Here is a 25,853-nt window from a genome sequence, read left to right as displayed (position 1 = left end):
AAGGAGAATTTTTATGAAAAGAGTGATGATCGTAGATGATAATCAAATTTGTTCAGAAGGAATATGTAAAAATATTCACTGGAAGAGTATAGATGCAGAAATTTGTGGTATTTATACCAATGGAAAAGATGCCTTGTCTCAGTTAGAAAAGATGAAGCCAGATATAATAATATCTGATATACAAATGCCACAAATGAACGGGATTGAATTAGCCAAAGCGGTTCTAAACAAGTATCCTTTCATTAAAGTAATCTTCATTAGCAGTTACGATGATTTCAATTATGCCAAAGAAGCTATCCGGCTAGATGTATGCGATTATGTTGAAAAACCCATAGATTATCAATATCTTTTCGAAATTATTCAACAAACTCTTCATAAATCAGATTTAGAAAAAGATACATTAGAACGGTTAGAGCAAAGTAGACCTGCTTTAATGGAGAAATTTTTTCTTGATCTAATAAACGCTGGATCAGATTATGCAGAATATACACTAGGTGAACAAGCAGCATATTTGGACTTAGACTTTTCTGCACACGAGTATGTTTGTGTTTATATAGACATCCATAAATACCTTGATCAAATGAAAATACTTGGAGTAGAACGTTACCATATGCAAATCTTTCACTATATTAAAACAGTGGAAAATGTCCTCACTAAACAATGCATATGCTACACGATTAATCAAGGAAGCCGCCTTATATTTTTAATAGGGAGTATAAGCAAAATAGAAGATGGATTTATCCCATATCTTATAAAAAAATTCAAAAATCTAAAAGAGGAGTTTCAATTTCAATCCTTAACCAAAACAATCGGCATTGGAAATATCGTTCCATCCATTTGGGAAATTTCTCTTTCCTATCAAAATGCCAAACATGCAAATGGCTATAAATTTATTTTAGGTGAAGATTCTATTCTCTCCATTCAAGATATTAGACAAAATAATCCTTTTCCTATAGTTTTTCCTTTAGGTGATGAAGAGAAATTCATTAATTTTATTGCCCAAAAAGACATAAGTTCATTAAAGGATTTTACGAACTTATTGGAAAAAAGATGGACAAGTGATTATTATAATAAAAATGGAATTATTGCTTACGTTTATTCCCTCTTATCAAGATTATTACGTTTTCTATATGATATCGGTATAGAGGATCAAGAAATCCGTTACAAAATGACAAACATTTTCAAGAAATTAGAAGAACTTCAAACAAGTAAGGAAATATGCAGCTACTTATTTGAAATATGTGTTTTTTCATGCAAAATGTTAGAAAGCTCGGTACAATCTAAACATACTCAAGTAGCGGAGCAAGTAATCCAATATATTGAGACTCACTATCATGATTTTGAACTTAATTTAAATAAAATTGGACAATTTGTTAATATGAGCCCATCTTACCTAGGTACCCTATTTAAAAGAGCAAAAGAAAAAAGCATTTCTAAATATATTACAGATGTAAGAATTAATAAAGCGAAAGAGCTTCTGAAAAATACCAACTATCCTATTATGGAGATTAGTGAAAAAGTGGGCTATGCCAACCAATATTATTTCAGTGCTTCCTTTAAAAAAATAACTGGAATTACTCCAAGCGAATTCCGTACAGCTGCAGAAAAAAAGGTTAGCCCTCCATCTATTTAGAAAATGAGGGCTGAACTTCCTTTATAGCAACACACTCTGTCTCTTCTTCTCCACATAAAACACCATTTCTTTAAACCCAATTTCCTGTAATGTCTGCTGTACCAGCAAATAATCATCACCAATTCGTTCTGCTATATGGGCATCGGAGCCGAAAGTGACATCCACCCCGTAAAATAATGCTCTTTCTAAAATTTCATTAGACGGATACCAGCCGCCAACATCCTTTGTTTTTCCTGATGTATTTACTTCTATCGCTATGCCTAGCTCTCCAATAAGCTGTAAGGTTTCATCAATAATGGGTGTTTGAATGGAAGAAAATGCTGGATAATAGCCTTTCATTGCATCAATGTGACCTAATATTTGAAATACTCCTGTTTTTGCTGATGCTTGGATTAGAGAATAATATGCTTCTTTTTCTTGAATTTGCTGCTCTTTATTTAATAAATCCCAACGGCTTTTATCAAAGATGCTTTTTCTATTTACAGAATGAACAGAACCGATAATATAATCAAATGGATATTGTTTAAATTGATTTTTATACAGCTCAATATGTCTTGGGAAATAATCACTTTCAACGCCGAGCAACACGTAAATTTTATGTTTATATTTTTCTTTTAGTTTCAGCACTTCTCCCACATAGTTGGCAAAGTCGCTTTTTGCCATGCAATACCTCGGATTAGGATAATCCTGTTCATGAAAAAAAAGTGGCGAATGATCTGAAATCCCTATATAATCTAATCCCTTTTTAATGGCAGATTGAATATAATCCTCTATTGTACCAATAGCATGGCCACATCGTTCATTATGTGTATGTAAATCAAAGAAGATAGTTGACATAAAATCATTCCTTTCTACAATTTCTATCTTATGAACAAAAAAAGTGCTGCAAAAACCAAATGAATGGTTCTTTCAACACTTATCATATCATTAATATTTTAAGAATACTTAAGATATAACTCTCACTTGATCTCCGTCAATAACTACTTTTTCATTTTCACTTAAATTAGTAAATACAACTGGCGTAATAATGGAAGGAACTTTCGATTTGATGGCAGCAAAATCAATTTCCATTAATTTTTGTCCTTGTTTTATTTTATCTCCATCTTTTACAAAAGGTGTAAATCCTTCTCCCTTTAATGTAACCGTATCGAGTCCAACATGAATCAATATTTCTCTGCCATTATTGTCTGCTAAACTAATCGCATGTTTTGTCGGGAATACATTCATTACTTGACCATCAATTGGTGAAATCAATACTCCATTGGATGGATCAATCGCAAACCCATCTCCCATCATCTTTTGAGAAAATACTGGATCTGGAACTTCTTCAATCGATAGAACTTTTCCTTCTAAGGGCTGTATAATCGTGCTGCTTGCTGCCGTTTTTTCTGGTTTATTTTTTTTAAAAAGATTTTTAAACATGGTTATTACCTCCCCATAATACGTGCTTTTTGTTTATATCATTAAAATTGATAATAATATAAATAATATGTTCATTTTATAATAGCATGTTCATTCTGGCAATAAATGCGCTATCAATTTCTATCTTATATAGACAAATTTCAGCAAATGCATGTCGAAAAAAAATCAGAATTTATGGATGAATTGCTTAAGCTACTCTCACGCACTTTTTAAGCAACAAAGTTTCAATTGGTTATTTTATCCAAAAAAAAAAAAAAAAAAAAAACAATTAACAAAAAAATGATTAGTTTATGATTATATTTTGAATAATTATTGATTATGTGTTACAATATTCTAGTAATAAATACATATTTTTCTCTTAACTTAATAGAGTACCAGGACAAGATCGTTTATGATGGGAGGAAACCATGGAAGTTTTAACAGCCATTCTCAATCTCGGCCCAAGCGTCATTATGCCGATAATCCTGACTGTTATGGGTCTGTTTTTCCGCTTAACATTATATGACTCTTCTCGTTCAGGGTTAATGATTGGCATTGGATTCATAGGGGTAACCGTTATAACAAATATGCTGTCTGAAAATATTAATACAGTTGTTTCAGGAATAGCAGATAGATTCCAATTGGATTTGAATATTATTGATTTAGGTTGGCCAGCAGCAGCAAATATTGCTTTCCATAGTCTTACAGGAATGCTTATGCTTCCAATTTGCTTAATAGTAAATATCATCATGATTTATGCGAAATTAACGCGAACTATTAATATTGATCTTTGGAATTATTGGCATTTCGCTTTTACAAGTGTATTTGTCTCCTATGTTACACAATCTGCTGTATTAGGAATTCTTGCAGGCATTTTAGATTTTATGTTAACCATGATAATGGCTGACCTAACTGCACCTTCTGTAAAAAAATACTACCAGCTGCCTAATATTTCGTTTCCAAATGCTTATTCCCTTATGTTTGTACCTATTGCAGTTTTTCTTAACCAGATGATTACCATCATGACCCGCCCTTTTAAACATAAACGTAGAAGGATCTCCCTTTCTTTTTCCATTGATCCTATCTTTGTTGGATTATTATTAGGGTTAGCGTTAGGCTTGCTTGCAAACTTTACCATGTATGAAATAGCAAAATTATCTATTGTATTTGCTTCCATGATGCTGTTAATACCCAAGGTGAGTTCTATTCTCGTCGATGGAATCAGGCCCATCTCAAACAAATTAGAAGAAAAAATTCTGCAGCAAAAGGATAAGAATCTTTTTATCGGAATGACGCCCTCTCTTGTTATTAATGATAAAAATCTGCTTATTTCAAGCGGCTTGTTAATTCCAATTATTATCCTTTTATCCTTGTTTACTGAAAACAATCAGTTTCTGCCAATCGCAAGTCTCAGTGGTCTTATTTATTTAGTTCCTTTAATCATCTCGATTACGAATGGTTCTATCATTAGGACAGTTGTTATTGGCAGCATTATTTTAGCTATCAGCAATTATCTTATCAGTAAGGCTGCAGCGGTTTTTACTGCTTTAGCAAAATCGACCAACATTGCTATTCCATCAGGCAGTTTAGTTTCTAGTTTGGATTATGGCAGCAGTCCACTTGTATATTTCCTTACTGAAGCTAATCTATCCAGCTATTTTTTCTTATTTCTAAGTATTTATATTATTGGCTTTATCATGCTTTTCTTCCCCGAACAAAAGACAAAATGGAGCAAAGAGAAAAAAAGGAAAGTTTCTTAAAATTTGCTTATGACTGTTCTTTCAAAGGAAGAATTCCTTATAAATGCCAATAAACTACTATATAAAAAATGGGAGATGACTATTATGCCATTAATACGTTTTGATATGCTAGAAGGAAGAACAGAAACAGAAATTACTAAACTATTAGATGTTGCCCATCATGTTATGGTGGAATGTTTTCAAGTGCCAGAAGGAGATCGTTATCAGCTTGTCAGCCAACATAAACCTTATGAAATGATTGTGAAAGATACAGGGTTAGGTTTTGAACGCACAAATGATGTTATCGTTCTGACTGTTACAAGCAGACCACGAACAACGGAACAAAAACAAAGTTTCTACCGTCAATTAACAGAAGCATTACAAGCAGAATGCAGCATAGATCCAAAAGATGTTATGGTATCATTTGTAATCAATGATGATGAAGACTGGAGCTTTGGTTTTGGCAGAGCCCAATTTTTAACTGGTGAATTATAGAAATGATAAAAAAACAGACAGTAAATAGTCTGTTTTTTTATTATTTAGAATTTCGCTGCCTATGATGTATTCTGCATTCACTTGTTTCGGCTGCCCTCTCTCTTTTATTTGCCGTTCTCCATTAGATCAATACACATAAAAAGCTAATAGTGCTGCAAACACTATTAGCCTTTTACCAAATATCATCTATTCATCTGCAATGCTTTTTGTGCTGTACCAAACTCTGCAATTTTCTTTTTCACCGTTTCTTTTACAGCTTCTTTTCCTGGTGTTGTAATAGCACGTGCGTCGTAAGTAGTTGTATCGTCTGCTAATTTTTCACGAACTGCTTTTGCCCATGCTTGCAAACATTCTGTGTTTACATTAATTTTAGCATGCCCTAATTCAATTGCTTTTTTCAACTGATATTCTGGAATGCCAGAACCCCCATGCAGTACAAGTGGAATTCCTGTCAACTCAGAGATTTGCTTCATTTCATCAAATCCGAGTACTGGTTCCCCTTGATATGGTCCATGAACAGAGCCAAGTGCTGCTGCTAAAGCATCAACGCCTGTTTCATTTACTAAACGGAGACATTCCATTGGATCCGCATATGAAATGCCGCCAATCAGACCATCTTCCATTCCGCCGACTGTACCTACTTCCGCTTCTACAGAAACACCAAATTGCTTTGCATAATCGACTACTTCTTTAGTCATTTTAATATTTTCTTCAATGGAAAAATGAGAACCATCAATCATCACAGAACTGAACCCTGCGTCAATTGCTTGTTTGCAGCGTTCCACACTCATGCCATGATCTAAATGTAGTGCAACTGGAACCGTTATGTTTAATTCATTCACCAGTTCTTTTACCCCTGCTGCAATAGTTTGGAAACCGCCTAAATAATCTACTAATCGATCAGAAGCAGCTACAATGACTGGTGCCTGCTCTTCCTGTGAGGCTTGAAGAATTGCTTGAACCCATTGAAAACTATTCATATTATATTGTCCAACAGCATATTTTCCTTCTTTTGCCTTTATAAGCATTTCACGCATAGAAACAATTGTCATTGCTTACACCCCCTTGGATATTTAACTTTCCATTAAAAACTCAATATTTAAACTTATTAACCTTTTAATATACCTTTTCTACTTCAAAATACTTGGATACAACTTGAATTGTTGTTTCTTTAGCTGTTTTAATTACTTCTTCTGCATCTAGCTGATAATATTCTGGTCGAAAAATTTCTACAGATACGTGCTCATGAACACCTTTTTCTTTTAAAATAGCCAGAATGCTGTTTAAATCGATGACACCATGGCCTGGATATACACGATCTTCATCTAATAAAATTCCTGGCATATAGTCATCCACATCATTAATATGGAAAATGAAGATTTTTGAACCATCTGTATTTCTTAAATCTTCCAATGTAGAATTCATTGCATAGAACTGGAATGTATCAAACACAATTCCTACATTATCGCGATTAACAGTTTCTACAATTTCATTGGCAAATGCCAGCGTATTAACCGTTGCATGAGGATGGCCAATAAATTCTAAAGCGAGTTTAACACCATATGGCTCTGCAAAATCAGATAGTTCTGTCAATACTTCTACACAGCTTTCTTTAATGGCAGATTTTTTAATTTTCTTTTCTGTGACAGTTGGCACTACAACAAATTTATCCACCTTTAAAGTTTTTGCTATTTCCAGCATATCTTTAAACTCAGCAAGAACTTTTGCATATTCTTCTTCGGTGCGATTGTTGAAGTAGATAAGTGCATTTAAAGAAAGTGGCTTAATATGATGCGTTTCAAAGAATTGCACCAAATCATCCATTGTATGTGTTTCCAAGTATTCTACCAATTTATCAACAGAACGAATTTCAATATAATCATAGCCATGTTTTTCACATAATTCCAAGTCTAGTGCTAATGTAGAGTTTCCTAAAGTTGTCCCTTGATTTATCCCGATTTTCATTGTTCTTCTCTCCTTATATAGATTCTTAAATATTTAATTTCAAGCCTTCTCTAATAGACTTTAATGTTAATTCGTTTGACCATTCTGGCTTATCTGGATATGCAAACACAGAATTTGTTATGATGCCATCAAATTTAAATTCTCTTAATTTGCGGTAAAGTGTGTCAAAATCAATTTCTCCTTCACCAGGATTTAAGTGCTGATGGATCGTTACATTCGCATTTGGCGGATTGATAATATAACGCAATCCAAATGCTGCTTTATGGTTAAGTGTATCTGCAATCAATACATGTGCTAATAGATCTTTTGCTTCATCCAATTGTTTTGCAATATCGCCGATTCCATCATCATAGAAGAATGCATGAGCAACTGAATAAACCAATTTAATCCAATCTTTGTCTAATGCACGAATCATTCGAACTGCTTCAATATTCAGCTCAATAAAATCATTTGGATGAGATTGAAGATTTAAGTTGATTCCTTCTTTTTCAAATAATGGCATTAATTCTTCCATAGAGCGGACAAATGCTGCTTCACTTTCTACTGGGCGGCTTTTGTCGCCGGCAAACTCGCTGTTCATTAAGTCCACGCCTAGTTCTGATGTAATTTCAATGCAGCGTTTCCAGTTTCTCACTGCCGCTTGGCGTTCTAATTCATCTGGAGAAGACCATTGCTGAACAGGCAACACAGAAGAGATTTTTACTCCTGCATCAGAACAGTATCTTTTTAAATCTTTAATTAATTGTTTATCTACTTTTGGATATTCATAAAACCAGATAAAGTCTTTGCGTGGAGAAAGTTCTACATATTCATAGCCAAGTCTTGCAACATTATCAATTGTTTCTTTTAAACCAGTATTATCACGGTAATGAGATGGATCATAAGCTAAACGCATTTTTATTCCTCATTTCTATGTAAAAAATTTTTGTTTGTTCTTTAACACCTAGAGAAACATACTCTCTAGGTGTTAAATCTTGTCACTAAATTACTAGATTTTTAAACTTGTGCTGTTTTTAAGTTATTTTTATAAAAATCTGGTTGTTCTTTTAACACGACGTCTTCTTTTCGGCCAGATTCTTGTGCTTTAATGCAAGCATCTGCCGTTACTTGAGCAATATAGCCATCCCATGCAGTTGGCCCATTAGGTTCGCCATTGTCTCTAATAGAATCCATAAAATGCTGCAGCTCCACATCATAAGCATCGATAAAACGATCTTTCCAATCCATTAGAATGTTAGCTCCTAATGCTGCATTTTTGCGATAAGTAATACTTGCCACCTCTGGAAGTTTGACAATTCCTTCTTCTCCAACAACTTCACATTGAATATCATATCCATATTGACAGTTTACGGAAATTTCCACATTAATAATAATGCCTGTTTTTGTTTCTAAAATGACCATTTGCGGATCTCTTAATCCTTGGTGTGCATATTTGTTTTTCTTAGGGAATAATACTTGTACAGATTTATAATCATCATTCACTAACCAATGCAGTACATCAATTTCATGAATTAAAGTATCAGAAATAGCCATATCTGTTGAATAAGACTCACCTACAGTTGGATTTCTATGCGCGCAATGCAACATCAGTGGTTCCCCAATAAAGTTATTATCAATTGCTTCTTTTAATTGAACATACCCGCTGTCATATCGGCGCATAAATCCAACTTGAACCAATTTTTTTCCATGCTTCATTTCTGCTTCCACGATTCTCATACAGCCTTCAGCTGTTGTTGCTAATGGTTTCTCGCAGAATACATACTTTCCTGCTTCAATGGCTTTTAATACGCTACCTTCATGTGCAGGACCCCAGCTTGTAATAAATACTGCATCCACATTTCCTTCTGCAATTAAAGTTGCATCATCCGGAAATACAACTGCATTTAAACCATATTGTTCCACTGATTGGTTCGCAGATTCTTGGTTCACATCTGTAACAGCAACAATTTCTCCACCTGATAATGTATTTGTAATTCTTTTAATATGTTCTCTACCGATTGCTCCAGTTCCAATTACACCAATTTTTAAAGTCATGATATATTCCTCCTATATTTTTTAATAATTTAGTAATTTTTAACGCTTTCGGTATACGCTTACATTTATTAGTGTACAATTTTTTTATTTTGCTGCTTTAATAGATTCATCCGTATTAATATCTTTATTATAATTGCGGAAATAGCTTTCTAGCTCTTCTAAAGAACGATCCTTTGTTTCTGGCAAGGATTTTTTGACAAATGCAATAGCTCCTAGTCCTAAAACAACAAATATGAAGAATGTTGCAGATAATCCTATTCCAGCCATTAAAACTGGGAATAGCAACCCAACAAAGAAATTAACAATCCATAAGCAGAATACTGTAACACCCATTCCTAATCCTCTTAACTTTTGAGGAAAAATTTCTGAAAGCATTAACCAGGTTACCGGAGAAATTGCTCCTTGTTGGAATGCTAAGAATGTAACGGTTAATGAAAGAACAATATATGGCAATGCTTGTGTTCCTTCCATAGTCAATGAGAAAATACCAATTAATAATAGCGCGGATGTTGTTCCAATTAAGCCTGTTAAAAGCATTGGACGGCGACCAACTTTTCCAAGCAGCCATATCCCTACAAATGTTGCCAACACAGCGATCACACCGTTTGCAATATTACCGATAAGTGCAGCTTGCGTACCGAATCCGGCATTTTTCAAAATTTCTGTTCCATAGTACATGATAGAATTTACACCAGTGATTTGCTGTACAACTGCAATTCCTAAACCAATAAACAAAATGCGGCGAACCCATGGTACATTTAAATCTTTTAATGTTGCTTTTTCTGTTTTTGATTCGTTCGAAAGAGATTTTTCAATTTCTTTTAATTCTTCTTTTGCTCTTTGTTCTTCCCTAACTTGTCTGAGAACTCTTGATGCATCTCCTATTTTCCCTTTGGATGCGAGCCAGCGGGGACTCTCAGGTACAATTAACATGCCGAACCATAACAATACTGCAGGCAGCGATGCAATAACAAGCATATATCTCCAAACATGTGCAGTGTCACCTAAAGTACTTCCTAAAATAGCATTGAATGTGAATGCAAGCAATTGTCCTGTCACAATCATCAATTCATTCTGCGTTACCATTCGGCCCCTTTGTTCAGCAGGAGACATTTCTGCCAAGAAAGTTGGTACTGTTACAGATGCTCCCCCTACAGCAAGGCCAAGCAAGAAACGAAAGGCAATCATGACAGTTGTATTTGGTGCAAAAGTACATCCTAATGTTGCAATAAAGAATAAAACGGCTAAATATAAAATGTTTTTTCTGCGGCCTTTGCTATCGGATAATCTACCTCCAAATACAGCTCCAAGCGCTGCTCCTAAAAGGAGGGAGCTTGCTACAAGCCCTTCTGTAAAAGGTGTTAGATTCAGCTGATCTTTTTCTGACATAAATGGCAGTGCACCATTGATAACGCCTGTATCATAACCAAACAATAATCCGCCAAAGGTAGATATAATGGTAATTTTCTTTAAAAACTTTTTATCTGAACCTTTATTTCCTACTGGCTGACTTCGAATTACATTCCCATTTGCCATCCCGTTTATTCTCCCCTCTATACTTGAAGCATCAATAATTTTTCATTAATATACTTCCGAGCAATTAAAGCGTGTTCCAACGGGTGTGCTATCGCAGGATCTTGTTCTGCTTCAATAACTATCCAGCCACTGTAGTCTGCTCTTAGCAAGTATTCATAAACTTCAGTGAAATCGATGCATCCATCACCTGGAACAGTAAACATTCCTCGTAAGAAGGATTGCAGAAAAGATAGCCCCTCTATTTTGCATTCTCCTTGAATATTTTCCCTTACATCTTTAAAATGGACATGTTTAATTCGATTCATATGTTTTGCTAAAAGTGTCATATAATCGCCATCTGATACATATATGTGTCCAGTATCAAATAATAGATGAACATGATTTGGGTCAGTAGCATCCATTAAACGATCAATTTCTGCCAATGTTTGTACGCCTGTGCCCATATGATGATGATAGACTAGTTTCAAGTCATATTCTTCTGCAATTTTTCCAAGCCCATTTAAACCGTTAGTTAACTTTTCCCATTCTTCATCCGTAAAATATGGTTTCTCCGCAAACACATTTTTCTGTGTTCCTTGAATGCTATATGTCTGCTCTGATACAACGGCAACGGATGCATTTACTTCTTTTAGATAGGCACAATGTTTATGAAATAAGCTAGACGTTTGTTCTAACCCATCTCGAATCAGAAAACTTGAGAACCATTGTCCTGCTATCCTTAAATTGCGAAGTTGAAGTTCTTTATTCAACACTTTTGCCTCAGGGAAGAAGCCGCCAACTTCTGTCCCTTGAAAACCAGCTACAACAATATCACTTAATAAGTGCGACAATGTATTTTCCGCTCCAATTTCTGGAATGTCATCATTTCTCCAGCCAATTGGTGCTATTCCCCAAAGAATCTCTCCCATATTGATTCCGCCCTCTCTTAATATTGCTTTGCTTGCTGTAATTTTTGTTGTCTGAACTCGTATGCTTTTTGTACACTTTCACTTTCTGAAACTTCTGCCACTCCTACATTCCACCAGCTCTCATAACCATCTGTCATTGTTTTTGGCAGCACCTTTATTTCAATCAATGTAGAAATATCTTGTTTTTTCGCATCTTCTAACGCTGCTTTTAAATCTTCTGCATTGTTGGCTCTGTATACTTTTGCTCCATATCCTTCTGCCACTTTTGCATAATCAATGTTCATAATTTGCTGATCGGCGTTGCGGAATTCACAGTTAAAACTGCCGCTGCCATGATCCATTTGCAAGTTATTGATGCAGCCATATCCAGAATTATCAAAAAGCACCACGTTTATTTTTTGTTTATATTGAAGGGATGTAATTAATTCTGAATGAAGCATTAAAAAGCTTCCATCTCCAACAATTGAATATACTTCTTTATCTGGCTCTGCTAATTTCACACCTAAAGCCCCAGAAACTTCATAGCCCATGCAGGAGTATCCATACTCCAGATGATACGTATTTGGAACACTTGTATTCCACAGGCGCTGCAAATCACCTGGAAGAGATCCTGCAGAACATACAACCGTACTGTCTGGAGCGACTGTTTCATTTACTGCAAGCAAGGCTGTTGTTTGGACAAATTCTGTTTGTAGTGCATCTGCATATTCATTTAAAATTTCTTGCGAGAAATGATTTTTAATTTCTGGATTAAAATTTTCTCTAGTAAAGCTGACTTTGCTTAAGCGTTCTCTTTCTGCATTCCATTCTTGTTTAAACTCTTGAATCTGATTGCCAAATTCACTTTTGTATCCTTCTAATAATGGATATAGTTTTTCTAATCCTGCTTTTGCATCTGCCACTACTTGGAATGCATCCATTTTATATGCTTGCATGCGGCTCACATTAATATTTAAGAATTTTGCTTTATCGAAATCAAAAGCTGTTTTCGATGCTGTTGCAAAGTCTGTATAGCGTGTTCCTAATCCAATAATTAAATCAGCATCGCGAGCTGCTTTATTCGCCGCAAGTGTTCCAGTGATTCCCATTCCGCCAAGATTATTAGCAAATGTACTCTCAACTGTTGATTTGCCTGCTTGTGTTTCAACAAGTGGAATATTGCAAGTTTCAGAGATTTTCATCAAAATCTCCCGAGCTTCAGAATACTTAGCACCGCCGCCGACTAGAATGACTGGTTTTTTGCTTGCTTTGATTAAGCTGGCCGCACCTTGCAACTCTCTTTCAAATGGAGTTTTTCTATCTATGTAATGCACTCTTTTTTCGAAAAACTTCACATCATAATCAAATGCTTCCCCTTCTACATCTTGAGAAATGCAGATGGTTGCTGGACCTGCCTTTGCTGGATCTGTCATTACTTCAAATGCACGAAGCAGACTGGACATTAATTGCTCTGGTCTTGTTACACGGTCCCAGTATCTAGAAACAGCCATAAAGGCATCATTTGTTGTAACGGCCAAGCTATGTTCATGCTCCAGCTGCTGCAATACGGGATCAGGCTGACGTGTTGCAAATGTGTCTGCTGGAAGCAATAATACCGGAATATTATTTGCTAAAGCCGTTGCCGCTGCTGTTACTACGTTTGCAGATCCAGGACCTGATGAAGTTGTAACCGCATATATTTTTTGGCGCAGCATTTGCTTGCTGTAAGCGATTGCTGCATGTGCCATGCCTTGCTCATTTTTCCCTTGGATTACTTTTAAATGACCTGGATCCTGCTCTAACGCTTGACCAATCCCCAACACATTCCCATGTCCAAACACATTGAATATCCCTTCTACAAAAGGAAATTCTTTGCCATCTACATGCAGATATTGTTGGTTTAGAAATTTAAGCAATGCTTGTGCAGTTGTTAAACGAATTGTTTCCACTTATGCTCCCTCCTTAACTTCTTGCTTCGATTTTTTCATTTTTCGCAATTAATGCTTCTATTTCCTCTACATTTGGCATTGCTTCTGATGAGCTATGTTTGCTTACAACAATAGAAGCTGATGCACTTCCATATTTAAGTGCTGTTTCGATTTCTTTTCCTGAAATAAGAGCATAAAGAAAAGCGGATGCATAAGAATCTCCAGCACCAAATGTTTTTAGCACTTGTGTTTTATAGGCTTGTGCTTTAAATACTTCTCCTGATTTTGCATAAGCATAAGAACCCTCTACACCATGTTTAATCACAAGTAAATCTGCTTGGTGGCTGAATAAGTAGTTGATTGTATCTTCGTTTTTGCCGTCAACGATATTTTCCATTACATCATACTCATCACGAGTCCCAATCACAACATCCGACTGTTCTGCAACAAGAGCATAATAAACAGCTGTTTCTTCTTTCGATTTCCAAGTGTATGGGCGATAGTCTAATTCAAAAACTACTTTTACATTATTTTTTTTCGCTAGATTTACTGCTTTAATTGTTGCTTCCCTTGATGGGCTTTTTGCAAGAGCAGTACCTGAAATTAATAGTACTTTTGCTTGCTTAATGTAGTCTTCATTTACTTCATTTGGCGCTAAATATAAATCTGCCACATCTTCACGGTACATTAAAATGCTGCATTCATCAGGACTTAATATTTCCGTAAATGCTAAACCAGTTTTGTGTCCTTCTGTATCGACGACCATGTTAGAAACATCAATTCCAACACCTTGCATATAGCTCTTAATAAAACGGCCATGTTGGTCGTCAGCAAGTTTACCAATAAAACCAGCTTTAAGTCCAAGTTTGCTGCTGCCGATTGCAATATTAGCAGGCGAACCGCCAACATATTTAGAAAAAGTCATTGTTTCTTCCATTGGGCGGTTATACTCTACTGCATTTAAATCAATACAAGCTCTGCCAATTGCAATTACGTCAAATTCTCTATCGTTATTGAATTCATATTTCATGTTAATAAACACTCCTCCATATTTTGTCAGCGATTCAAAATCCATTCATGGTCTTTGTCATTATGGAATTTCCAAATGCGCGTTGGACCTGCCATTACATTTAAATAATAAGAGGTATAACCATCTGGAACCCCTACTGGATGATAGCCTTTTGGTACAATGACAACATCTCCATTTTCAACTGCCATTGTTTCATCCAATGTGCGGTCATCTGTATATACTCGTTGGAATACAAATCCTTGTCTTGGATTTAATTCATGATAGTATGTTTCTTCTAAAAAAGATTCCGCCGGCAAATTATCTTGATCATGCTTATGAGGGGGATAACTAGACCAGTTTGCACTTTCTGTAATTACTTCTACTACTAATAGACTATTAGCTGATGAATCGGAGTCTGGCAAAATATTATGAACTAAGCGCTGATTATTTAAGATGCCTCGCTTCTCCACACTATTTTCTTCCGCTTTAATTAAGCGCGTTGGAAGTTGTTTGGTTGAGGGCGAATAGCATAATGCAACCCGAGCATCACTAGTTGCTTTTATTTCAAAGCTTTTATCATTGGATATGTAAACACTATCTGTCGGCTTTTTCTCAAAAACACTTTCACGAGTCCCAATGTTTTCAAAGATAGTATTACCATCTGTTACAGTGATTTGACCGGAAACTGCAACAATACAGCATTCTTCTTTTTCTAAACTTTGAGTGTATTTTGCACCTGGCGCTAATTCCATTAATTTGAATCCAACATATTCAAGTGGAGAGTTTTCACTTGTCACATCATGAATAACTTTTACTCCATTTGTTTCTTCTTTATTTTTATATTTTCGTAGTAATTCACTCAATTTGGTTCCCTCGCTTTTTAGGCAGACTCAGAAGTTGCGAACAGAGCGCTAGTTTTGGCACGCTGTTCACATCCTGCAATTTTTAAAGAATTATATTTATATCTAGTAATCTATTATTCAAATGTTGGTTTGCTGTAACGAGCTGTTACCACTTTTTTGCGTGTATAGAAATCAACTGCATCTTTACCATTTGCATGCAATGTGCCGTAGAAAGAGGATTTCCAGCCAGAGAATGGGAAAAATGCCATTGGCGCAGGTACACCTAAATTGATTCCAAGCATTCCTGCATCAATATTTTCACGGAAGTAACGAATAGCAGATGCATTATTTGTAAATAGACATGCCCCGTTTGCAAATTCTGATTGATTTGCAATTTCTACTGCTTCTTTTAAGTTTTTCACACGAATTACAGATAAAACTGGTGCAAAAATTTCATCTTTCCAAAGAGTCATATCTGTTGTTACATTATCAAAAATAGTTGGTCCTACAAAAAATCCTTCTTCTGGTGAATTGTCGCGTCCGTCGCAAACCAATCTTGCGCCTTCTTCGATGCCTTTTTCGATATAGCCTAATGTACGTTGTTTGTTTTCTTCACGGATAACCGGTCCTAAGAAAACACCATCTTCTAAGCCATTGCCGACTTTAATATCTTTTGTTTTTAATTTCAATGCTGCCATAAACTCATCAGCAATTCCTTCCTCAACTGTTACAACTGCACAAGCCATACAGCGTTCACCTGCAGAACCAAATGCTGCTGATACTACATTTGTAATCGTGTCTTCTAAGTTAGCGTCATTTAAAACGATTGTATGGTTTTTCGCTCCTGTTAGCGCTTGCACACGTTTTAAATTTTCGCTGCCTTTTTTATACACATATTCACCGACTGGTTTTGAACCAACAAAAGAAATCGCTTTAATTTCTGGATGCTCTAAAACTCCATTTACTACATCATGGGCTCCGTACACTACATTAAATACTCCTTTTGGAAGCCCAGCTTCTGTGAACAGTTCGGCAATTCTTTTTGTTAGAAGCGGTGTTCTTTCAGATGGTTTTAATACAAATGTATTTCCTAAAGCAATTGCCATTGGGAACATCCAGCAAGGAACCATCATTGGGAAGTTAAATGGTGCAATACCGCCAACCACTCCGATCGGATAACGATAATTAGTTGCTTCTACATCTGTTGCAATCGAAGCTAAAGAATCACCCATCATTAAAGATGGTGCACCTGCAGCAAACTCAACATTTTCAATTCCACGCTGTACTTCTCCTAAAGCTTCTGTTAAGTTTTTGCCGTTTTCGATTGTAATTAAATTAGCCAACTCTTCTTTATGTTTTGTTAATAATTGTTGGTAGTTAAATAGAATTCTTGCTCTTCTTGGAACAGCAACATTTTTCCATTTTTCAAAAGCTGCTTTTGCTACTTCTGCTGCATATTCAATATCTTCTTTCGTGGAGATAGGTACCTGAGCAATTACTTCTTTTGTTGCAGGATTATAAACATCTTCATATACCGTTGTTTTGCTTTCTACCCATTCACCATTAATATAGTTTTTTAGTTTCATTGCAGTTGCTGCTGTCATTATAATTCCTCCTCGATCTATTTCATTATTCTTATCTATCGGTTCATTTTGTTTGATAAGCAAGTATGCTAATAGGGATTATATTTTTCCTTCTAGTTTGCAAAATAGATTTTGAAGTTGCCACCTGCCTTTCACTCTCTTGGTATCTTTTGAGTATGTTTTGATATTTTATGATTACATCATAATATGTATAACGCTTTCAGTCAATGATTTTACCATTGTTTTTTCAAAAATTTTCATAATTCTTGTTAATTCCGCAAAAAAACAGATATTTCTCCTATTTTCATAGGATAAAAGTTACTATTTTAATAGTTGATAAGGAAAATGGAACCGATTTCCTTTCTCTTTTTATATAATATTTATAGAAATTAGCAGAAAAATATTTTAGTATTTTTTCAAATGAATAACTATTGATTTTATTTCAAGATGGTGTAAAAAAAAGATGCTTCTGCTTATTGCAGAAACACCTTAAGCCGGCTGCTCTTTATTTTGCAAGTTTTTCTGGATCGCATTGCCTATTACTTAGGATAAACAATTTGCACTCCCTCCCAAATTCCTTTCCAATTTTTTGATTCCACGCGTTTACGATAGATTGCTGCTCTCGTTTTATCTTCCATAAAATAAGAAGTTGGTTTTACTGTCATTGTAATGACATCCTTTATGCCATAGGGAGCTGTTAATATAATATTATCAAAGGCATCCAGTTTTACGCCTAAAGCAGTTGACGTTTCAGGGAATTTTGAAATCGCATCAACAAACGATAAGTATGGAGGCATCTTGCTTACAATATGCATTCTAGATTATTTTTATCAAAATAAATCACATCAATATCAGAAAGAGGAGTCCTACCTGTAAACTGATGCAAAACATCCCAAATTTTTGACCGAACAAAACCTGCACATACCCAATAATCAGGCAAATCTAATGTTTTCACTGCAGCTAAAACGGACATCATCCATTCATCCTCTTTTATAAGAATAATAATGTCTTCTTTTGTTTTGATTGACAATTTTATTCCCATCTATATATGTTTTATCAACTGCTTTTTTAAAAATGTAATAAATGAAACTGCTTCTTTTGTTTCGACTTTTGTTAACAGATAGGTGAAAGAAGTCGGCAGCATAATTTTATCTGATTGGATTTCCCTCAATTTTTTTTGTTTTATTTCTTCCTCGACCAACGTATATGGCAAATAAGAAACTCCAAGGCCTTTTTCAATAAACTTTTTGCTGATTTCCATTTGATTCACTTGCATTGTGCGCACCATTGGATAAACGCTTCGAATATTATTCAGCAAACTGTCCCAATATGCTGGATGATTATGTGTAATCAAGCGATATTTCTTTAGCATCCCTTCTTCATTAAACAATTGCTCTTTCTCTTCCGCAGGACCCACTAGTATAACCGGATCTTCATGAATAACCTGGCATGCAACACCTGAAATGGTTGGTTCTATTCTTGTTAATCCAACCTCCGCCCTGCCGCTGCTGATTTCTTCTCCTATTTTATATGAATTTATCACATTGATTAAAACCTCAATATCTGAATTTCCATCCATAAAATTCCGTAAAATGGCTGGCAAAACAGAGGAAGCAATCTGGGGTGCCGCCGCAATGACAAGCTTTCGATTATAGCCTTGTTTCCATAATTCAAATTCTGCTAATCCCTTATCATATTGAGCAGCCATCTTTTTGGCGATTGGCAGCAAATAATGCCCTGCTTCTGTTAAAGCAATGCTTTTTCCCTTTCTTTCAAATAATTCTATTTTCATTTCTTCTTCTAACCTTCTGATATGCTTTGTTATTGCTGGCTGCGTTAGAAAAAGTTCTTCTGCAGTTTTATGGAAGTTTTCATGTTTTGCTGCCGTAATAAATGTTTTTAATAATTGTACATTCATCCATCGCACCTCTTAATAACCATTTGTTATTAATTCCTCTTATTTTTGTTAATATTCAGTACTTATTTCTTTTATTATAATAGAGTTAAGTACTATATACACATTAGAAATGGCTTTACAAAAATTTGGAGTAAAGGAGTTAAATGATGAAAAATACTGTTAGCAAAGCTGATCAATGGAATGCCGATTTATATGATTCAAACCATTCATTTGTCTCTCAATATGGAAATAGCTTATTAGAGCTATTAAATCCCAAACCCAATGAAAAAATCCTTGATCTTGGCTGTGGAACTGGAGATTTAGCAGAACAATTATTTCAAAAGGAAGCCAATGTTATTGGTATAGATAAATCTCCAAACATGGTTGCACAAGCTGCAAAAAAATACCCACATCTTAATTTTTCTGTACAAAATGCTACTAGCTTGAAGTTTTCGAATGAATTTGATGCAGTTTTCTCTAACGCAACACTACACTGGGTAAAGCCGCCAAATATTGCGTTAACTCGCATTTATGAAAGTTTAAAGAAAGGCGGGCGATTTGTCGCAGAGTTTGGCGGGAAAGGCAATGTTCAACAAATTACTGATGGAATCATCAATGAACTAAAAATGGAAGGATTTTCATTTCAAGAAGAGCAATTTCCCTGGTATTATCCTAGCATTGCCGAATACACCGCTTTAATGGAGAACACAGGATTTCGTGTAGTACTTGCTCAGCATTATGATCGTCCCACGCCATTAAATGGTATCGACGGTCTCAAAAACTGGATTAATATGTTCGGAGATTCTTTTTTTATCAATATAAAGGACGACGTTAAAGATAGGCTCATCACAAATGTAGTTAACTATTTAAAGGAAAGTTTATTTGATGAGAAAACAAACAACTGGATCGCCGATTATAAAAGAATTCGCGTTATTGGTATAAAAGAGTAATCTCTCACCATATGCATTTCTTGAAAACAGACAGGCAAATTAAATTTCTTGTACATTTTCCGGCTCCATTCGCCGTCCTTAATCCTTTTTCCGTTACAATAACTAAAAAACATCAGCCGCTATTTTAGCATGCTGATGTTTTTTTAGTTTGCTGAAACTTCTCTTTGTACAGAAACACTTGCAGGGACTTGAAAGTTTTTCGCCGCAATATTATTTTTAAAATAGGCGATAACGATAGATGCTACAGCAATCGATATAATAGAATATACTCCTTTTATTAATCCGATAGAGTATAGTCCTATTAATACTACACAGAAATCAAAAACAAAGTTTACTTTGCCTGGGTTCCAATTGTATTTCTTCTGCATAAATAGAGCGAATATATTGGCTCCCCCAAGTGATGCTTGATTCATAAAAAGAATGGATAAACCAAATCCAATTATAACTCCTCCAAGAATTGCTCCAACTAATGATGGAATAGCAAATGCCGGCAATAAGGAGTCTAATCCTGATAATAAAGATAATAAGGATACCGATAAAATTGTTAACAACGTAAATTTGAAACCCATTTGGTAGAAGGAAAAAATATAAAATGGAACATTAATAATAAAAAATATCCAAGAAAAAGGAAGGTCTGTTAAATAGGATATGCTAATTGATAAACCCGCTGTTCCACCTGTTACGATATCAGCATGTCTTAATAAAATAAGACCGACAGCTACAATCATACATCCTAGTAAAATTTTCAATAATTTTTTCATGCCATTCTCCTAATGTTATTTTTCAACCCGATTATGTTTTATATAATAATCATAGAATAATAACCAGAGAATTAACATACAAAAAAGCATTCATATCCCATCGAAGATTATCAAACTGAATGAATTTATATTCTTTTATATTCAAATTGAAAACAACAAAAAAATAAAGAGTTATTCAGCTTCATTTCTGTCAATATTATTTTACACTAATTAAGTTTTTTCTTTATCAGCTATTAGGATAACGTTTAATTTTCGTTATGTGACAGATAGAAGCCGCATCATTGTCTAAATGGACCACATCATTTAAAAATTTTAAGGCCGTAAAACAATTTCTTAAATGATGGGCTTCTTTTAAACCTGCTGTTTGATATGTATTGGCATCAACAACAATCATTCTATTTTTTCTAAATAAAGGCCAATAAGTTTTGCATAGCATGTTTGCCAACCACAATTTCTTCCATCGTCATATCATTATGCTGATTGCCGCATTTACATTGATAGGATAGTTCTCGAAGTTCATTCAGCAGATTTTGCGCCAATACTTCCCCCTTAACTTTTAAGGAATAGAGAGCCAAATTCCTCCAACGATGATTATTTTGCTAATAAATAATGGCTGTTTCGTAAACTTTGTTGCTTTTAAAGGCGTCGGTTGATTGCAGTGAAGGGATGCTCGCTTTCCGTGGGGCGGGCGGTGAGCATCCTCGCGTATCGCCTGTCCCGCTAATCCCGCAAGAGTCTCGCACCTTTCACTCCAATCCACCTGTTTTAACCATAGATTTACTCCTGGAAACTATCTGAAAACAGCCATCAGCCTAAATAATATATGGACGAAATTCCGCCCTTCTCTACTGTATTGCCCCTTTATTAACGAAAATATAAATCATTCCATCTTAATTCATTCATTAAAGCTTCTGTTTTAGTATCATTATTAATGACAATAAGTTCTAATCCTATCAATTCCGCAAAGTCACGCAACTGTTCTGTTGTCACTTTATAGGAGAAACATGTATGATGCGCTCCACCTGCTTGAATCCAATTTTCTACTCCCTGACTTAGAGAAGGCTGTGTTTTCCATAATACTCTTGCCACTGGAAGATTCGGCAGCTCTTCTTCTGGCTGAAGGGCATCCACTTCATTAATTAACATGCGGAATCGATGTCCGAGATCGATGATTGATGCATTAATCGCTTTTCCTCCCCTGCCGTCAAACACAATTCTCGCTGGATTCTCTTTCCCGCCTATGCCTAATGGATGAACTTCAATTTTCGGTTTTGTTGCTGCAATAGTTGGACAAACCTCTAGCATATGAGAACCAAGGACCATTTCATTTCCCGGCTCAAAATGATATGTGTAATCTTCCATAAAGGATGTCCCTTCATTATTGGCAATAATTTTCATTAATCTGACTAGTGCAGCTGTTTTCCAGTCTCCTTCTCCTGCAAACCCATAACCTTGTTCCATCAAGCGCTGCACTGCGAGTCCTGGTAGTTGGTGCATGCCGTGCAAATCTTCAAATGTTGTAGTAAAGGCTGTATAATTTCCTGCTTCTAAAAATGCTTTTAATGCCAATTCATATTTTGCTTGTTCTGCAATACTCTCTCGAATCGCTCCATCTTCAAAAGCTTTAGAATCAATTTGATATTGTTTTGCATACTCGGCTAAAAGCTCTTCCACCGCTTCGTCTGTTACCTCATTTACTTTTTGAACAAGGTCGCCGATTCCATAGCCATTTACTGTCCAGCCGAATTTTATTTGCGCTTCTATTTTATCTCCTTCTGTTACAGCAACTTGGCGCATATTATCTCCAAATCTGGCAATTTTCAAATCTTTGCTTTCAGAATAAGCAACAGCTGTTTTCGTCCAACTGCCAATTCTTTTTCTAATCTCCCCGTTTTCCCAATGCCCTACTATCACTTTTCGTTTAATATGCAATCGGCTGCCAATAAATCCATGTTCTCTATCACCATGTGCCGACTGATTTAAATTCATAAAGTCCATATCAATGCTTTCCCATGGAATATCACGGTTAAATTGTGTCGCAAAGTGAAGCAGTGGCTTTTGTAATGCAGAAAGTCCTGCAATCCACATTTTTGATGGAGAGAATGTGTGCATCCATGTAATAATTCCAGCACAATGCTCCGCAGCATTAGCTTCTAAACACAGACGGCGAATGGAATCCGAATCTTTCACCACATCCTTAAAAACAATTTTATAAGGAATAGCTCTATCTTCATCTAAGCCATTTACGATAACTCTTGAGTTTTCATCCACTTGGCGAAGCACATCTTCTCCGTATAATAATTGGCTTCCCGTAACAAACCAGAATTCATATTCTTTTGTTTTTAACATCATAACTCCCCCTTAAATTATGCTTCCATTAAAAAATTACCCATTTTTTTGCCCATAATATGCATTGGCACCATGCTTTCGCAAATAATGTTTATCTAGCAAAAATTGATCAATCCACTCCGCTTTTGGATTAAGCTGGAGAGTATGCAGAGCCATTTTTGCTACTTCTTCCAAAACTACTGCATTATGCACAGCTTGAGATGGCGATTTTCCCCAGCAAAAAGGTGCATGATTTTTCACTAATATTCCAGGCATTGCAATAGGATCAATGCTTTCTTTTACGATCGTCTCTATAATTACATTGCCTGTTTCCAGCTCATATGCCCGATTTGTTTCTTCTCCTGTTAATTTCCGTGTACAGGGAATTTCCCCATAAAAATAGTCAGCATGTGTTGTGCCAAGTGCAGGAATTCTTTTCCCTGCCTGAGCCCAGCTAGTTGCCCATGGGGAATGTGTATGGACAATGCCCCCGATTTCACTAAATGCTCGGTAAAGTGCACAATGTGTTGGTGTATCAGATGATGGACGAAGTGTTCCTTCTACAATGTTTCCAGCTAAATCCACTACAACTAAATCTTCCACTTGTAATTTCTCATAATCGACGCCGCTTGGTTTTATGACGACAAGATTTGTATTTCGGTCAATGCCGCTAACATTTCCCCAGGTAAATGTAACAAGACCGGCTTTAGGAAGTTCAAGATTAGCTTCTAATACTTCCCTTTTCAGTTTTTCTAACATACCGTTTCCCCCTTAACATCATGGGCTCCGTTTTTCTTTAGTTGCTTTAATTTTTTCATTACATTATTTTCTCCGCGTCCAAAATAATCATAAAGCTTGCTGTATTCAGCAAAGAGCTGTTCATAAACTTCTGCATTCTTTTTCATAGGCTTATAGATTTTATCCTTGATTCTGCCCATTTCTCTAGCCGCATCTGTAATCGTATCGTAGCCTCCGTTATCTTTACCTGCTGCTACTGCACCAAACATCGCACTTCCAAGAGCAGGCGTTTGAGAGGAGGCGGAAATTTTAATATCCATATTTAGAACATCTGCATAAATTTGCATCATTAATTCATTTTTCTCTGCAATGCCTCCTGCTGCATATACTTCATTAACTGGCACACCGCTATTTCTAAAAGTTTCAACAATCATTCTTGTGCCATATGCAGTTGCTTCAATTAAAGCTCTATATATTTCTTCAGGCTTTGTGAGCAAAGTTGCACCTAATAGCAATCCGGTTAAATCTACATCAACAAGCGTAGAACGATTTCCATTCCACCAATCAAGTGCCAATAAACCGCTTTCACCAACTTCTAATCTACTTGCTTTCTCTGTTAAAAACTGGTGAATGTTTACTCCACTATTTTCTGCCTGTTCCTGGTAGCTAGCTGGAACGCAATTTTGTGTAAACCATTCAAAATGATCGCCCACACAAGATTGGCCTGCTTCATATCCTAAAAACCCTGGCAAAACTCCATCTTCTACTACTCCACACATGCCTGGCACAATCGCTTCTTTCTCTCCTAACAAAATATGGCAAGTAGATGTTCCCATAATCATTAATAGTTTTCCAGCTTCTGTTATTCCAACAGCTGGAACAGCAACATGTGCATCTACATTTGCCACAGCTACTGCAGTTCCTGGCTTTAATCCAGTTAACTTTGCTGCTTTCTCAGTCAACTCTCCTGCTTTTGATCCAATAGAAACAATCTGAGTCGACAACTTCTCTTCCACAACATTTTCTAGGCGAGGATCAAGGGCCTTAAAAAATTCATTGGAAGGATATCCATCTTTTTTATGCCATATCGCTTTATATCCAGCCGTACAACTATTACGGACAACTTCTCCAGTCAACTCCGAAATCACCCAATCTGTTGCCTCCAATATTTGATCTGCCTCCGCATAGATTTCGGGAGCTTCATTTAAAATTTGCCAAATCTTTGGAAACATCCATTCAGATGATATTTTTCCTCCATAGCGCTTTAGAAATGTTTCTCCCCGCTGTTTTGCTATTTCATTTAAACGGTTTGCTTCTTCTTGCGCTGCATGATGTTTCCAAAGTTTCACATAGCTATGTGGATGATGTTTAAATTCTTGGCGCATACATAGTGGAATACCGTTTTTATCAATTGGCAAAATGGTACATGCCGTGAAATCAATCCCGATTCCAATAACATCTTCATTTGAAACTTGAGCTTTTTCTAATACTTCTGGAATGGTAATCTTTAGAACTTCTAAATAATCTTTCGGATGCTGCAAAGCCCAATCATGCTCAAGCTTCGTTTTCTCGTCCGGCAGATATTCATCCATAACCCCGTGTGTATATTCCTTTACAGCAGCTGCAATCTCTTTTCCTGTGCCAACCTCTACTAGAACTGCTCTTCCAGACTGTGTTCCGTAGTCTACCCCAATTGAATATTTCGCCAACCCCATCTCCTCCGCCTCGTTAGAATACGCTTACATTTTTTTAAAAAATCTACATATCATTTTTTTATTACGTACAAGGTTATTTTATTACACATTTATACTTACAACTGTACTATTTTTTCCAACTTGTACGTATAACTTTAAGTAAAGTTTAACATCTCATATATTTTTTTCAATACTTTTTTAGAAAAAATATAAAATGCAATATAGCTTCCTATCTCTTGACTATTAGTTGAATGAATCAGGCTGTTATAGAAAATTTCTACCCACCTAGATTCTTCGTTTTCTCTTATACTCCATTAGGTGAGGGTCCAAAGTCCTTTAATGCGTTATAAAAATTCATAGTCAACTTCTACTTTTTTTGATACGATGTTGCTATATTTTATTGTCCGTATAAGTATAAAATTTATGAAAGTGG

Annotated in this window: 23 protein-coding genes and 1 pseudogene; 4 read left to right on the top strand and 20 right to left on the bottom strand. The window is 35.7% G+C overall.

Features of this window, described 5'->3' with window-relative positions; genetic code table 11:
* The first annotated feature begins 13 nt into the window (after positions 1-13).
* Entirely contained in the window at positions 14-1,633 is a 1,620-nt protein-coding gene (locus CWS01_RS04600; RefSeq protein WP_101175873.1) for a response regulator, read from the top strand.
* A gap of 21 nt (positions 1,634-1,654) precedes the next feature.
* Here CWS01_RS04600 and CWS01_RS04595 read toward each other — a convergent pair whose 3' ends face one another.
* On the bottom strand, positions 1,655-2,461 hold the full coding sequence (locus CWS01_RS04595) for a histidinol-phosphatase (protein ID WP_101175918.1): 807 nt from the start codon (positions 2,459-2,461) through the stop codon (positions 1,655-1,657).
* Positions 2,462-2,578: 117 nt separating this feature from the next.
* Positions 2,579-3,055 carry a PTS sugar transporter subunit IIA gene (locus CWS01_RS04590; protein WP_101175872.1) on the bottom strand — a complete coding sequence of 159 codons (477 nt, stop codon included), beginning with the start codon at positions 3,053-3,055 and terminating at the stop codon, positions 2,579-2,581.
* Positions 3,056-3,462: 407 nt separating this feature from the next.
* Here CWS01_RS04590 and CWS01_RS04585 point away from each other — a divergent pair, with 407 nt between their 5' ends.
* Both CWS01_RS04585 and CWS01_RS04580 read left to right on the top strand, forming a co-directional pair.
* Positions 3,463-4,794, top strand: coding sequence for a PTS transporter subunit IIC (locus tag CWS01_RS04585; protein ID WP_101175871.1), 1,332 nt, complete (start codon positions 3,463-3,465; stop codon positions 4,792-4,794).
* An 84-nt stretch (positions 4,795-4,878) separates the two neighbouring features.
* Positions 4,879-5,268: a tautomerase family protein gene (locus CWS01_RS04580; protein WP_101175870.1), complete on the top strand. Its 390-nt coding sequence runs from the start codon at positions 4,879-4,881 to the stop codon at positions 5,266-5,268.
* A gap of 182 nt (positions 5,269-5,450) precedes the next feature.
* Here the strand turns inward: CWS01_RS04580 and fba are convergent, their stop codons facing one another.
* The 12 genes and pseudogenes from fba to CWS01_RS04520 all read right to left on the bottom strand — a co-directional run bounded on the left by fba (position 5,451) and on the right by CWS01_RS04520 (position 18,970).
* Positions 5,451-6,320, bottom strand: a complete 870-nt coding sequence (gene fba, locus CWS01_RS04575; protein WP_101175869.1) for a class II fructose-1,6-bisphosphate aldolase — start codon at positions 6,318-6,320, stop codon at positions 5,451-5,453.
* Between the two features lie 64 nt (positions 6,321-6,384).
* Positions 6,385-7,233, bottom strand: coding sequence for a sugar phosphate isomerase/epimerase family protein (locus CWS01_RS04570; RefSeq protein WP_101175868.1), 849 nt, complete (start codon positions 7,231-7,233; stop codon positions 6,385-6,387).
* Positions 7,234-7,258: 25 nt separating this feature from the next.
* The gene (locus CWS01_RS04565) at positions 7,259-8,128 is read right to left on the bottom strand and encodes a sugar phosphate isomerase/epimerase family protein (protein WP_101175867.1); all 870 of its coding nucleotides are present in this window, start codon (positions 8,126-8,128) and stop codon (positions 7,259-7,261) included.
* A 101-nt stretch (positions 8,129-8,229) separates the two neighbouring features.
* Positions 8,230-9,267, bottom strand: coding sequence for a Gfo/Idh/MocA family protein (locus CWS01_RS04560; RefSeq protein WP_101175866.1), 1,038 nt, complete (start codon positions 9,265-9,267; stop codon positions 8,230-8,232).
* Between the two features lie 84 nt (positions 9,268-9,351).
* Positions 9,352-10,803 (bottom strand): sugar porter family MFS transporter, encoded by a 1,452-nt coding sequence (locus CWS01_RS04555; protein ID WP_101175865.1) that lies wholly within the window; start codon positions 10,801-10,803, stop codon positions 9,352-9,354.
* Between the two features lie 17 nt (positions 10,804-10,820).
* Positions 10,821-11,711, bottom strand: a complete 891-nt coding sequence (gene iolE / locus CWS01_RS04550) for a myo-inosose-2 dehydratase (RefSeq protein WP_101175864.1) — start codon at positions 11,709-11,711, stop codon at positions 10,821-10,823.
* A 17-nt stretch (positions 11,712-11,728) separates the two neighbouring features.
* The gene (iolD, locus tag CWS01_RS04545; protein ID WP_101175863.1) at positions 11,729-13,639 is read right to left on the bottom strand and encodes a 3D-(3,5/4)-trihydroxycyclohexane-1,2-dione acylhydrolase (decyclizing); all 1,911 of its coding nucleotides are present in this window, start codon (positions 13,637-13,639) and stop codon (positions 11,729-11,731) included.
* A gap of 13 nt (positions 13,640-13,652) precedes the next feature.
* A complete protein-coding gene (gene iolC / locus CWS01_RS04540; protein WP_101175862.1) occupies positions 13,653-14,648 on the bottom strand; it encodes a 5-dehydro-2-deoxygluconokinase in 996 nt (331 codons plus the stop codon).
* 26 nt (positions 14,649-14,674) lie between these two features.
* Entirely contained in the window at positions 14,675-15,490 is an 816-nt protein-coding gene (iolB, locus tag CWS01_RS04535) for a 5-deoxy-glucuronate isomerase (protein ID WP_101175861.1), read from the bottom strand.
* Between the two features lie 113 nt (positions 15,491-15,603).
* Positions 15,604-17,073 (bottom strand): methylmalonate-semialdehyde dehydrogenase, encoded by a 1,470-nt coding sequence (iolA, locus tag CWS01_RS04530; RefSeq protein WP_407938534.1) that lies wholly within the window; start codon positions 17,071-17,073, stop codon positions 15,604-15,606.
* Positions 17,074-17,591: 518 nt separating this feature from the next.
* A pseudogene (locus tag CWS01_RS04525) lies at positions 17,592-18,082 on the bottom strand (nucleotidyltransferase family protein).
* Positions 18,083-18,094: 12 nt separating this feature from the next.
* On the bottom strand, positions 18,095-18,970 hold the full coding sequence (locus tag CWS01_RS04520) for a LysR family transcriptional regulator (protein ID WP_101175860.1): 876 nt from the start codon (positions 18,968-18,970) through the stop codon (positions 18,095-18,097).
* 146 nt (positions 18,971-19,116) lie between these two features.
* Here CWS01_RS04520 and CWS01_RS04515 point away from each other — a divergent pair, with 146 nt between their 5' ends.
* Positions 19,117-19,899: a class I SAM-dependent methyltransferase gene (locus CWS01_RS04515; protein ID WP_101175859.1), complete on the top strand. Its 783-nt coding sequence runs from the start codon at positions 19,117-19,119 to the stop codon at positions 19,897-19,899.
* 143 nt (positions 19,900-20,042) lie between these two features.
* On the opposite strand, the gene CWS01_RS04510 is transcribed toward CWS01_RS04515, so the two are convergent.
* The 6 genes from CWS01_RS04510 to araB form a co-directional block, all read right to left on the bottom strand.
* Positions 20,043-20,660, bottom strand: a complete 618-nt coding sequence (locus tag CWS01_RS04510) for a YitT family protein (protein ID WP_101175858.1) — start codon at positions 20,658-20,660, stop codon at positions 20,043-20,045.
* Between the two features lie 404 nt (positions 20,661-21,064).
* Entirely contained in the window at positions 21,065-21,199 is a 135-nt protein-coding gene (locus CWS01_RS23115; RefSeq protein WP_268877045.1) for a hypothetical protein, read from the bottom strand.
* A 17-nt stretch (positions 21,200-21,216) separates the two neighbouring features.
* On the bottom strand, positions 21,217-21,420 hold the full coding sequence (locus tag CWS01_RS22225; protein ID WP_157827537.1) for a hypothetical protein: 204 nt from the start codon (positions 21,418-21,420) through the stop codon (positions 21,217-21,219).
* 104 nt (positions 21,421-21,524) lie between these two features.
* Complete coding sequence (gene araA / locus CWS01_RS04505; protein ID WP_101175857.1) at positions 21,525-23,009, bottom strand: L-arabinose isomerase; 1,485 nt, start codon at positions 23,007-23,009, stop codon at positions 21,525-21,527.
* Between the two features lie 36 nt (positions 23,010-23,045).
* Entirely contained in the window at positions 23,046-23,747 is a 702-nt protein-coding gene (araD, locus tag CWS01_RS04500) for an L-ribulose-5-phosphate 4-epimerase (protein WP_101175856.1), read from the bottom strand.
* Positions 23,741-25,441, bottom strand: a complete 1,701-nt coding sequence (araB, locus tag CWS01_RS04495) for a ribulokinase (RefSeq protein ID WP_101175855.1) — start codon at positions 25,439-25,441, stop codon at positions 23,741-23,743. Before araB ends, araD begins: the two co-directional genes overlap by 7 nt.
* Between the last annotated feature and the right edge of the window lie 412 nt (positions 25,442-25,853).

The organism is Niallia nealsonii (assembly GCF_002835805.1).
Classification (GTDB): Bacteria; Bacillota; Bacilli; order Bacillales; family Cytobacillaceae; genus Niallia; species Niallia nealsonii.
This window is presented reverse-complemented; position numbering and strand designations above follow the sequence as displayed.

Coding starts and splice junctions, on each gene's coding strand:
- CWS01_RS04600 (WP_101175873.1), top strand. CDS start 14: ATGAAAAGAGTGATGATCGTAGATGATAATCAAATTTGTTCAGAAGGA.
- CWS01_RS04590 (WP_101175872.1), bottom strand. CDS start 3,055: ATGTTTAAAAATCTTTTTAAAAAAAATAAACCAGAAAAAACGGCAGCA.
- CWS01_RS04585 (WP_101175871.1), top strand. CDS start 3,463: ATGGAAGTTTTAACAGCCATTCTCAATCTCGGCCCAAGCGTCATTATG.
- CWS01_RS04580 (WP_101175870.1), top strand. CDS start 4,879: ATGCCATTAATACGTTTTGATATGCTAGAAGGAAGAACAGAAACAGAA.
- fba (WP_101175869.1), bottom strand. CDS start 6,320: ATGACAATTGTTTCTATGCGTGAAATGCTTATAAAGGCAAAAGAAGGA.
- CWS01_RS04570 (WP_101175868.1), bottom strand. CDS start 7,233: ATGAAAATCGGGATAAATCAAGGGACAACTTTAGGAAACTCTACATTA.
- CWS01_RS04565 (WP_101175867.1), bottom strand. CDS start 8,128: ATGCGTTTAGCTTATGATCCATCTCATTACCGTGATAATACTGGTTTA.
- CWS01_RS04560 (WP_101175866.1), bottom strand. CDS start 9,267: ATGACTTTAAAAATTGGTGTAATTGGAACTGGAGCAATCGGTAGAGAA.
- CWS01_RS04555 (WP_101175865.1), bottom strand. CDS start 10,803: ATGGCAAATGGGAATGTAATTCGAAGTCAGCCAGTAGGAAATAAAGGT.
- iolE (WP_101175864.1), bottom strand. CDS start 11,711: ATGGGAGAGATTCTTTGGGGAATAGCACCAATTGGCTGGAGAAATGAT.
- iolC (WP_101175862.1), bottom strand. CDS start 14,648: ATGAAATATGAATTCAATAACGATAGAGAATTTGACGTAATTGCAATT.
- iolA (WP_407938534.1), bottom strand. CDS start 17,073: ATGACAGCAGCAACTGCAATGAAACTAAAAAACTATATTAATGGTGAA.
- CWS01_RS04520 (WP_101175860.1), bottom strand. CDS start 18,970: ATGAATGTACAATTATTAAAAACATTTATTACGGCAGCAAAACATGAA.
- CWS01_RS04515 (WP_101175859.1), top strand. CDS start 19,117: ATGAAAAATACTGTTAGCAAAGCTGATCAATGGAATGCCGATTTATAT.
- CWS01_RS04510 (WP_101175858.1), bottom strand. CDS start 20,660: ATGAAAAAATTATTGAAAATTTTACTAGGATGTATGATTGTAGCTGTC.
- araA (WP_101175857.1), bottom strand. CDS start 23,009: ATGTTAAAAACAAAAGAATATGAATTCTGGTTTGTTACGGGAAGCCAA.
- araD (WP_101175856.1), bottom strand. CDS start 23,747: ATGTTAGAAAAACTGAAAAGGGAAGTATTAGAAGCTAATCTTGAACTT.
- araB (WP_101175855.1), bottom strand. CDS start 25,441: ATGGGGTTGGCGAAATATTCAATTGGGGTAGACTACGGAACACAGTCT.